Source organism: Prevotella sp. HMSC073D09 (assembly GCF_001814145.1).
GTDB classification, from domain to species: Bacteria; Bacteroidota; Bacteroidia; order Bacteroidales; family Bacteroidaceae; genus Prevotella; species Prevotella conceptionensis.
Genome location: NZ_KV815143.1, coordinates 3,524 through 3,723, shown reverse-complemented (window position 1 = coordinate 3,723; position 200 = coordinate 3,524).

Sequence of the window (200 nt, the reverse complement as noted above, 5' to 3'; positions counted from 1 at the left end):
GGCTGTCCGTTCTCGTCCCTGTGCTGAGAATGGAGTCCCTTTTCAATACGCTTTCCTCCTTTTGGATGCTGTATGTGATGCCGTCGCCATAAGTTGTGGGTTTGTTCACCACACTGGCAATGCGGATTGTTCCTGAGAATAGTGCTTGGTGAAACGCTGGCGCGTAACGCTGAGTATGGGGGCGGGATAGATGGTGTAGT